A 9,934-nucleotide genomic window follows, 5' to 3' on the forward strand; every position below is an offset into this window, starting at 1 on the left:
CACCCTCGCTTGGGGTCCCCAGGGAAGTAGTCGGCATACCGATCACTCCGTAGCAAGCCCTGCGAGCTGCTATTTCCCGCAGAGACGCAACCAGAACCGCAACCAGGAGCGCGACTAGAGACGCGACCTGCGCTGTCCGTCCGCGGGGACCGGGTGCTCCGGCAGGTGACCGACCACCTTCAAGGCGTTGAGCGGGCATTCGACCCGGCAGACCAAGTACGGGCGTCTATCGCACTCGTGACACCCATTCAAGCCTGACCAGCACGAAAGTCGCAGGTCAGGCGCCTCGAATGGGAGCCGCGTAGGAGCCAGGATCGGCGTGCTGGTCGCGTCGCTTGGCGGCATCACTCGTCTTTAGGTGGGACACCTACGCCGACTGCCCGCATGACCAGGAACACACCTTTCATAAAAGGCCTGATCAGAGGGGAGTTGCGGAGCTAACCCCCACACCCAGCACCCTGAGCCGCCCCTGCCGAGCCATCTCGACAGGACGCAAGCACCAAAGAAGCAACACCTTCTGACGCCTAACCACCGCACGCCCTAGCCGGGGCGTGCCCGATCCCGAGGGGGAATCCCGTGTCCACGCTCGCTCTGCTTGTCGCGCTGCTCCTGGTCGTCGTCGTGCTGCTGTTCGCAGCTGGCGCCGCCTACCTCGTGCACCGTCACCCGTCGTGGAACAAGCCGCTGATGGCCGCGTTCGGGGCTGTGACGGTCATGGCCGCTGTGGTCGGTCCCATCGTCGCCCGGTGAGCTGCATGCGGCCGTGCGGGGTCGGGGCAGCGGGGAGCCCCGACCCCGCACGGCCCGCAGGGCCGGCTCAGGGACATACGATGATCGCCGTGACCATCCGCCGCACGCTCGGCGCCGGCCCCGAGGCTCTTGCCCAGGGCATCCGCGCCACCCAGGCCGACCTTCTTGACGAGCTCCCCGGTGTCCGCATCGCAGATCTCGGCGAGCTGCGGGCCCGCGGAGTCGTTGGACACCTCGCCCCTGCACCACCGAGAACCCGGCGCACCCTGGGGGCAGGACGCGCGGCCCCCGCCTCGCCCGACGCCTCCAGCTGAGAGGTACACGGAGAACTCCCGGGATGAAGAAGGCCCCCGTGTAGCGGAGGCTCTCCTGGATTTGTTCGCCAGTCAGTGGCGGTTATGGAACCGGAGACAACCAGCATGCTGACGGCGCCACCCCCCTGCCGGCAGGGGGAAGCTGGCAGTTGCCTGCGGCGGGCAGCCCAGCCCAGAACAGGGCAAGGCTGCCGCGGCAGTCCGTTGTTCGCTTTCGTAGCCGCTGGTCCGCGCAGGCCAGCAGATGGCTGTTGTCTTCTGCTGGCGTCGATCACCGCTGACAGTGACTAGGACGTGGTCTGACGAACGGCGTGGAGCCGTGTCACGAGCTGTTCTGACTGCCCCCCGGCTCAGATTTTGCGGAGGAGGTACGGCGGCGCCAGGCGCGGTTGGCGCCAGCTATGAGCGCGACGATGGCAGCCGTGGCGAGTTGGGCTGGCAGTTCGGTCAGGAGGCCGTGGAGTAAAACGCGAACAGCCTGCTGAAGGACATCGGGCATCAGTAAGGTCTCCAGAATGCGCTGGGTAGAGGGTTGCACTCCGTATGCAGCCGGGGTGTTGCGGCAACGGGTGTGCCCCACACGCTGCAGGTGCTGGCCTGGGCTGGTCTATTTGTCCGCCACCCCGGCGGGACAAGATCGGATAAGCCCGCGTTGTCCGCGTAGCAGGCGAGGGATGAAGGAGCAGCAGGTTGCCTGACAAAGGCCGGCGCACCCGACCTTGGGGCGGGTTGAGAGGCCCCACGCCGCAAGCCAACGAACTGGCGGCGCTGTTGCGCGACTGGCTCGACCGGGCGGGCGGGATGCGGATCGATGATCTATGGACTGCGCTGACCGCCGACCACTTCTCCAATGGCCGCATTCCCAGCAGGACAACGGTGGCCGACCGGCTGGCCGGCGTGGCGCTCGACAACGACTTCGTCGAGGCGGTCGCCGACGTCTGTTCGGGCGATGCTCAGGAGCGAGCGAGCCTGCTGCTGGAAGCCGATGCCCTTCGAGCCCGAGCGAGCGCCCCTCACCGGGCCGGCAGCGCCGATCCGTTACCCCCTCGGCATGATCCCGCCGCGGGCCAGGTGAGTGAGGCGGCTGAGCTGGTCGTCGTTCAACGGCAGTCGCTGGCCCTGCAGGACCGGCTGCTGCGTGCCGCGGAGCGGGCCACCGAACTCGAACGCGAACGCAACAACGCCCACCAGATGGTCATGGTGCTTCTGACCATGGTGGACAAGCTGCACCGAGACATCGTCACACTGACGGCGAAACGTGACCGGCTGCGTGACAACCCGCGTCACGGCGGACCGCTTCAACGGATCCGCGAGCGGCTGACGCGCAGCGAGGAACAGCGGCGGACCGCCGAGTTCGAACTGCAGCGAGCACGGGACGAACGCCAGAAAGCCGACCGCCTCGCCGAAGAAGCCGCAGAACAAACCCGTGCCCTGACCGCTGAACTCGAGCGGCTGCGCCAGAAGGTTCCGCACCCGGGAGACGCTTCGTCCACCCCCGACCCTGCTCCGGTCGGGTACGAAGACGTAGATGCCGAAGCAGAAGACATCGATCAGGCACTGGCCAAAGCCGCGCGGCACCTGGACGACGGGGCCGACCGGCTCGACCGCCTTGCCGAGGAAATCCAGCAGGACAACTGCCAGCAGGACAACCCGGCGGACAACCTCCTCAACACTGCTTGCGCACCGGACAACGAGACGGACAGCGACACGGACAACCCGCCAGCCGATGATCCTGTCCGGGACAGCGACGAGAACACGCGAAACCTGGCAGACGAAGTCCTGCAGCAGCTGAGGTCCATCCACGGCGACGCAGGCCGCTTCGGCCGCATCGTCCTGGAAGCAGAAGTCGAGCTCCTGACGTACATCGTGCAATTCCTGTCGGCAGAGCACCGGGAGATTGCCCAGGACTTCCTGGTCCAGGCAGGGAAGCAGCGGCCGTTGGCTGACATTCCCGCGCTCACGGCCGCCCTGCGTGACGCCGGCCTCCACAGTGAAGCCCACCAGCTGTTGACCACCGTCGCCAAGACCCGGCCCGCGCACGACGTGGCCAGCGTTGTGGAGACACTTCGCGAGTCAGCTCAGGAAGCCGATGCCTACCAGGTCCTGACTGCGGTGGGCCGGGAACGCCCGCCAAAGGACGTTCCCACTGCAATGGACGCGTTGACCGATGAGGACGCCCAATGGGTACTCAAAGCCGTGGAACGCGAACGCACCTCACACGACATATATCTCGTAACCAACGACCTGCACTACAGACATCGCGCGGCGTACCACAACACCAGTGCGCTACCGTTCCACGGTCCCGAAGACGGGGGCGTTCTGCCACTGCCCGGGCCATACTCCGAGGACACGCTTGACCTGCGCCTGCCATATTTTTCACAGCAAAGGGACGACCACTGGTTCGATATCTCTATCGGAATGGTCTGAGGAGAACAGGGATGACGGCTCGTCACCGACCGCACCCTGCGCGCCTGGCTGCCGGCACCCGCACGCCCTCGAGGAAGAACCTGGACCGCGTCGCCCGCTACCTGACGGCCCGCCTCAACAAGGAGGGCCGCGGAACCCGCGTGGAGATCCACCCGCTCAACCAGTCCCAGGTCGACCGGCCCCGCCAGCGCGCGGTGGAGTTCCGCAGCATGAACGTCCGGCGCTGGGACCGGATCGTCGCCGCGTGGGCGGCCGGCGACGACCAGGAGCTGGACGAGGCGTGGGTGGACCAGGCCGTCGACCTCGGCTCGCAGTGGGGCCAGTACGAGTACGTCACCAACATCGGCTTCGCCGCCTGACGCGTCAGCCACCGCAGACGATGTCAGTGGTACGTGGTGCGGAAGACCAGCAGAGCCCAGAAGCCGGAAGCGAACCCATAGCGAGGATCGTTGTTAGTGGGACCGCCGTACGTGCTCACGCTCTCTAACTTCCATCCCTGATTCTCAACGCTCTCGATCGCTGCCGCCAGCAGGTGCTCAGACCCCTCCTGAGGGGTTCCAGGCGCATTCACCGGCACACTCACGGAGAACACCTGCAGCTGACTCTTGCGTGCCTGCGTCGTGATCTCACTCAGCCACGCGTCATCGCCCGCCATGTCCGCGGTCATTCCGCCCCATCTCCTCACCGTCAGCTCTCCAGGCGGCCCCTCGTGCCTGACGATGCGGTGCCCTCTTTCCCCGCTTTCTATCCGCAGGCGCGCCCTCTCACACGACGTGCACGACGCCCCAGATCGACCAGCCGTCACCCGTGAAACTGTTCATGTCGTCTGCCGGCCGTCAGCCCGCGCGTTCGCGTTCATAGCGGACGATGGCTTCCGCCACGTCCTGCTCCAGGTGTTTGACCCAGTCGGTCCCCACCCAGACCAGCACGCCCTGCTTCGAGTAGTGGCCCGGCCCGATCAGGTCCGGGGGCAGCGTGGTCCGGTACTGGCTTTCCGCCGAGCTGGGCTGGTCAAGGGTCACCACGGCGAAGGACGTCGTGGTTTTGTCCGGGTCCAGGACGAGCAGCAGGACCTTGCGCCACCGGCTGATCGAGCCCGGGTCCAGGTCTTTGATCCGCCAGCACCACCACGATCCCGCCCGCTGGTAGGTGCGGGTGTTCTGTGGGCCGCGGACCGCACGGTATGCGTGGAGGGACTCTCCCAGGTACGGGCGGAGCCGTTTGAAAGCCTCAGCGCCCAACTCCCGCACCCGCTGCTGCGCCTCGCGCTCCCACCGCTTCTTGAGCTGGTCCTGTTCGTCTTGCCGGTCCTGCTCCTGCCTCGCCTTGCTGATCGCGTCGTCCAGCGCCATACGACGACGGTAGCCACAGCCACCGACAACGAGGACCGATCCGGCCAACTCCGAGGTAGCTCCCGACCACGCACGGCCCGCGAGGCCGGCTCAGGGACAGACGAGTGGCCGCGTCATCGGCGTGGATCCCCGTTTCCCGTTTCCGGAAGGCAAGCAACGGAGGTCGCCGTACGATGATCACCGTGACCACCCGCCGCACGCTCGGCGCCGGCCCCGAGGCTCCTGCCCAGGGCGTTCGAGGGGCGTCAGCTGCAGCTGACGCCCCTCGCGGCTTCAGAGCATGCGGAGTCTGCAGGCTCTACTCCGCCCACCAGGCGTCGATGCCGTTCATCCGGAACCGCACATGGCGGTTGGTGTTCGGAGGCCAGTCAGTACCTCCAGAGACGAGCAAGTGCAGGAACTCCCCGGCCTCGTTCAGGCCTCCTCGTTCCACCCTGTAGGACTCATCCAGCTCTCTGGCTGGCAGCGCCTCGTCCAGGAAGGGCTGCGGGTGGACGACGTGGCCTGTGAAGCGGAGACCTCCCACCACAACCGAGATCTTGTAGGACTCCTGAACTTGGGGCGAGTCGCTCGATGCATCCTGTGAAATGAACTTGAGTAGAGGGTCGCTGTAGCTCATGAAAACAGCCTGCGACAGCCTCCTGGCGTACGCATCCCTTGTGCGGTGCCTTTCGGAGCCGTCCTGGACGGCGAGGGCATCCGTCCGAAGCGCGGGGAGCGCTGGCACACGGAGACCGTCCGACGAATGCTTGCCCAAGAGACGCCGTACACCCTCCGTCGCAGGTGTGAGGATCAAGCCTCGAACACGGCTCAGAGGACTCCAAGTAGCGCTAAGACAGGGTGATTCGGTCTGCGAGATCGATGAAGATGAAGAAATAGGCAACCACCAGGATTACCATTTTCGCCACGAACACGACCCACGTTGGTCTGTTGAACCAGTCTGCCGCGCCGCCGACTTCCTCCTCATCGACTACTTTCTCCTTTTTCCAGGCACTGTCGTCTTCCTTCTTCCAGCCCTGAGCTTCCTTCTCCATCCTCCGTGCCCACGGCGCCCACACGCCGGTTGTGATCAGATACTGAGTCAGGTCTAGGAAGAGCATTACGACAAGCGCCAGGCCAGCCGCCAGCAGTAAGTTGTTCAGGCGAACCCCGGTGGCCTGCAGGCCACCACCGAGAAGCCATACGACAGCAACCCCCGCTAGAGCCAGCTGGCGGGCTACGGAACTTGCCGTGCCACAGGCGCTATCTCTAATGGCCCACGCGTCTTTCAACTTCATGCCTTCGGACCTCCGCTGCCTGTTTCCTGCTGCGCTGTCGCTTTTTTAGGACCCCCACTTCCCGTATTCTTGGCGGCGGTCTTCTTCGCCAGGGTCTTCTTGGCCGTGGTCTTCTTGGCGGCCGCCGTGGTCTTCTTGGCGGTCGTCTTCTTGGCCAGGGTCTTCTTGGCCGTGGTCTTCTTGGCGGCCGCCGTGGTCTTCTTGGCCGTCGTCTTCTTCGCGACGGTCTTCTTGGCGGTGGTCTTCTTCGCCGCGGCCTTCTTCGCGGTGGCCTTCTTGGCGGCGGCCTTCCTGACCGTCGCGGAAGCACCGCCGGACAGGCTGCCCTTCGGGGCCTTCTTGACCGCGACCTCGCCGCCGCGCGGGAGCTTCTTCGAGCCGCTCACCAGGTCCTTGAAGCCCTGGCCCGCACGGAAGCGCGGCACGGAGGTCTTCTTGACCCGAACGCGCTCCCCGGTCTGCGGGTTGCGGGCGTAACGGGCCGGACGGTCCACCTTCTCGAAGGAACCGAAGCCGGTGACCGAGACCCGGTTCCCGCTGACAACTGCACGCACGATGGCGTCCAGTACGGCGTCGACCGCTTCCGCGGCCTGCTGACGCCCGCCGACCTTGTCGGCAATCGCTTCTACGAGCTGCGCCTTATTCACGTTGGCTGCCTTTGCCGGTATCGACCCTCAGGACTACTCAAAACGGATATTGACCAAAGCGTATGAAGAGAGTGCCTAGTCTGCAGACTCGCTCAAACTCGTCAAATACCAGCCGTTAGGGGGCCTACGGCAGGACCGGTTGCCGGACGGGAAAGCCAGGCCGACGCCCCGTAGGCGCCGGCGCGCGCGATCTGAGCCCCCTTCCTGAACACAACCTTCGGCCCCGGGGAGAAAGACTGGCCTCCCTGATCCGGGCGTTCAGGAACCGATCGATTGCTGGACACACCAGTGGCCTACGCATCGGCGCGATACCAGCGCGGTACGGCGATGTCAGAGGACGGCAGGGAGATCCTCAGACGCACTGCGCGGTCAAGTTCGCGGTCCAGGTGCAGGACACTTGAGCATCCATTGGCTCGGTAGGGGACAGCAGCGGGCCCCGGCGCCGATGCCCGGGGCCCGCTTGCGTATCCGTGGGAGGGGAGGGGGTGAGCCGTCCTCTGTTGCGAGTTCGGCCGTGCCGCATGTTGGGTCCTCCATCAACCAGCGGCCGTCATCGCTCCCAACGCAAGAATCGCAGCGATCAGGGAGACCGCGCCGATACCTACCAAGAGGGCGACACCGAGGTCCCGGTGACGGTATGCCACGTAGGTCACCAGTCCCCCGATCGTGCCCAGAAGCAGTCCGCCGAGGACCACCAAGACGAACAAGAGCTGACCGCTCATCGGCGGCCTCCGTCGTTGCGTTCCAAGGCCTGGTCGATCACGCGGATCTGCCGAAGCCCATGATCGGGAGAGTACTTCTCCGTCACCATGGCTATGTGTCCTCCTCCTACGCGGGGTTCGGCCACAGCACAGCGACCGACAGGTGTTCTTCCGCCGACCACGATGCATCGTGAGAGGAGACAACCCAGGCGCTTGAACGGTCCTGGCGAACGTTCGGGGTTATCCGCGGACAACCCAAGAAAGCATGTAAGCGCAGTTCAGAGCATCAGCGAATGAACCACGCAAGGCAAGGTCGACAGCCGACGGCCGCCAGCATCCATGGTTGTCCGCGGACAACTAGTTGAGAGAGGAGGGGGAGTTGGCCGCAGACAAGAGACGCGGCGGCCGGCCTGCGACCGGCCCCCTCCTGGGCACCTGCGAGGAGCACCATGAGCTTGTTGCCCTCATGGATCTCTGGCGGGAGCGAGCTGACCTGTCCCGGGCAGACGTGTTCCGCCGGCTGACTGCTGATCACTTCGGCGGAGAAGCGCCCAAGCGGACTGCTGTCTACGACATGTTCAAGGGGAAAGACCTCAACTGGAAGTTCATTGACGCCGTCGCGGACATCTGTACTGAAACTACTGATGGGCAAGAAGCCCTAAGTGCCGAAGCCCACTCTCTTTGGATCAGGGCCAAGAACAATCCCACCCCTCTGACGACTCCCTCCGACAACTCACAGCAGCGCTTGATTGACGCTCTTAGCGAGCTCGCAGAAGTCCAAGCTGAACTTTTGCGCGTACGTCAACTTCGAGAAACTAGTGACCAGACCATCATTTCCGCCAACCAAATGGTCATGATGCTCCTCATGGTTATCGGCCAGCTTCAGTCACAGATTGCTGGCCTTAATCACCAGATCAACAATCTAGTTCCTCGCCAGCCGAACCACGATGCAAGAACCCATCTGGAGGGAAAACTAACTCAAGCTAACGAACAACACACAACGGCACAGACTGAACTTGGACGAGCACAACAAGAACGTGATGAAGCCCTAGACCTATCTAACACAGCGACCATTGAGGCAAGAGCTCTACAAGAAGACGTTCAGCTGCTGAGAGAAGTCAACAATCTCGAAGTTGACGAGGATCTAGAAAAACCTCTCCCCCCACTCCCCGTATTTGGTGGCAGTCCCACACCAAACGGTGGTGTAGGTGATATCTCCGAAGCTTTGGAGAAGATTCGTCACCGACTTGACTACAGTGCAGAGGATCTCGAAAACGTACGATCCGAATTGCGAGAAAAGTCAACCTTAGACGAATCAGTAATTCCCGGCGAGATCATATCCCAAGACCAGGAAGTAAATAGCACTGCAAAGACTGAAACCGTAGAGAGTGAAGACGAAGAGGCTGACGAACCGGAAACCCCGGAAATCCTCCCCTCCCGGGCCGCCCTGTTGGGGTACAAGCCATCCCAGGTCCTTCGTTACGCAGATGCGGCATTGCGGAAAAATAATGAAACTATAGGAATTTACCTCTTGCTGAGCGAGGCCATTCCGCTTCAGACAGAAGAAGAGCGCAAGGAAACGCGTCGACTTCTTACGCAAATGAGAAGGGGGGAACAGCTGCTAGAAATATGGGATGCGGCAGTTGAGGATTCCGGGAATCACGCTCTTGGCCCGCTCCGACCTCCTGGCGTTTCTAAGAGTCACCCTGAACTGGAATCCTTTACGGGCCACGGAGGAATCGAAGAGATCCGAGGCCGGAAGCCATGGGAGATGGTGGCACAACTAATGGGAGTTCGAATCACACCGAATCTACAACCAAGATTCGGTGTGATTACCATGCGAGACGGAACTCAAGCTTTACTGATTTCGGCGAACTCCAATGCACACAAATTGGCTGAGATCTGCGGCAGAGTTCTCGGGCGTCTAGACTTTGAGATTAAGGCATATATCGTCAACGTTTCTAATCTTCCGGAAGGAGACATGAAGGATGGGATTCTGGCTATTCGGCCGTGGTACCTGAGGAGCCGCGAGGGAGGGCCTGCGATTGATCCTCCTCTGCCAACTACTGATCCGTTTTGATTTCCCGGTAAAGGGGATCGAAAGAGGTACTCACCTAGTAGCCCAGAACCTATCCACACTCAAAAAATGACGCACACGTCCCGTCGAAGCGGCTGGACTTAACTGGAAACCGAACCCGACAGGAGCCCAGACCGACCCGCCGCACCCTCCACTAGCCAGCTTCTTTCCTGACGCGCCCGGAGGGTGCGTCAGTTCCGGTATGGGACTGCGGAGCAGGCCCGTACCGGGTCCTGATCCGGCGTCAGCCGGATTGGTCCGGATCGCGGAGCGATTCCGGGCCGGCGGAACGGAGTTCCGCCGCATTGCGCGGAGCGCAATGCTCCATCGCGAAGCGATGGTAACGCCGCGTAGCGGCGTCGCGTCGTGTCTGCGGAGCAGACCGCGCG

Annotated in this window: 10 protein-coding genes and 1 pseudogene; 5 read left to right on the forward strand and 6 right to left on the reverse strand. The window is 63.3% G+C overall.

Going from position 1 to position 9,934, the window contains the following annotated elements; all coding sequences use genetic code 11:
- Positions 1–576: 576 nt before the first annotated feature.
- From QF035_RS00380 to QF035_RS00395, 4 genes and pseudogenes are all read left to right on the forward strand, one after another.
- Complete coding sequence (locus QF035_RS00380; RefSeq protein WP_307517361.1) at positions 577–750, forward strand: hypothetical protein; 174 nt, start codon at positions 577–579, stop codon at positions 748–750.
- A gap of 89 nt (positions 751–839) precedes the next feature.
- Positions 840–1,064, forward strand: a complete 225-nt coding sequence (locus QF035_RS00385; RefSeq protein WP_307517362.1) for a hypothetical protein — start codon at positions 840–842, stop codon at positions 1,062–1,064.
- A 690-nt stretch (positions 1,065–1,754) separates the two neighbouring features.
- Positions 1,755–3,491, forward strand: coding sequence for a hypothetical protein (locus tag QF035_RS00390; RefSeq protein ID WP_307517364.1), 1,737 nt, complete (start codon positions 1,755–1,757; stop codon positions 3,489–3,491).
- A gap of 21 nt (positions 3,492–3,512) precedes the next feature.
- Positions 3,513–3,850: pseudogene (locus QF035_RS00395) on the forward strand (transcriptional regulator); the annotation flags it as partial.
- Positions 3,851–3,873: 23 nt separating this feature from the next.
- On the opposite strand, the gene QF035_RS00400 reads toward QF035_RS00395, so the two are convergent.
- The 6 genes from QF035_RS00400 to QF035_RS00425 form a co-directional block, all read right to left on the reverse strand.
- Entirely contained in the window at positions 3,874–4,158 is a 285-nt protein-coding gene (locus tag QF035_RS00400) for a hypothetical protein (protein WP_307517365.1), read from the reverse strand.
- 169 nt (positions 4,159–4,327) lie between these two features.
- Positions 4,328–4,843: a hypothetical protein gene (locus QF035_RS00405; protein ID WP_307517366.1), complete on the reverse strand. Its 516-nt coding sequence runs from the start codon at positions 4,841–4,843 to the stop codon at positions 4,328–4,330.
- Positions 4,844–5,141: 298 nt separating this feature from the next.
- The gene (locus tag QF035_RS00410; protein WP_307517367.1) at positions 5,142–5,570 is read right to left on the reverse strand and encodes a hypothetical protein; all 429 of its coding nucleotides are present in this window, start codon (positions 5,568–5,570) and stop codon (positions 5,142–5,144) included.
- Between the two features lie 103 nt (positions 5,571–5,673).
- On the reverse strand, positions 5,674–6,120 hold the full coding sequence (locus QF035_RS00415; protein WP_307517369.1) for a hypothetical protein: 447 nt from the start codon (positions 6,118–6,120) through the stop codon (positions 5,674–5,676).
- Positions 6,117–6,767, reverse strand: a complete 651-nt coding sequence (locus tag QF035_RS00420; protein WP_307517370.1) for an HU family DNA-binding protein — start codon at positions 6,765–6,767, stop codon at positions 6,117–6,119. Before QF035_RS00420 ends, QF035_RS00415 begins: the two co-directional genes overlap by 4 nt.
- A gap of 536 nt (positions 6,768–7,303) precedes the next feature.
- Positions 7,304–7,489, reverse strand: coding sequence for a hypothetical protein (locus QF035_RS00425; protein WP_307517371.1), 186 nt, complete (start codon positions 7,487–7,489; stop codon positions 7,304–7,306).
- 358 nt (positions 7,490–7,847) lie between these two features.
- Between QF035_RS00425 and QF035_RS00430 the strand changes: the two genes are divergently transcribed.
- Positions 7,848–9,548, forward strand: coding sequence for a hypothetical protein (locus tag QF035_RS00430; protein ID WP_307517373.1), 1,701 nt, complete (start codon positions 7,848–7,850; stop codon positions 9,546–9,548).
- The last annotated feature ends 386 nt before the right edge of the window (positions 9,549–9,934 follow it).

This window comes from Streptomyces umbrinus (assembly GCF_030817415.1).
GTDB classification, from domain to species: domain Bacteria; phylum Actinomycetota; class Actinomycetes; order Streptomycetales; family Streptomycetaceae; genus Streptomyces; species Streptomyces umbrinus_A.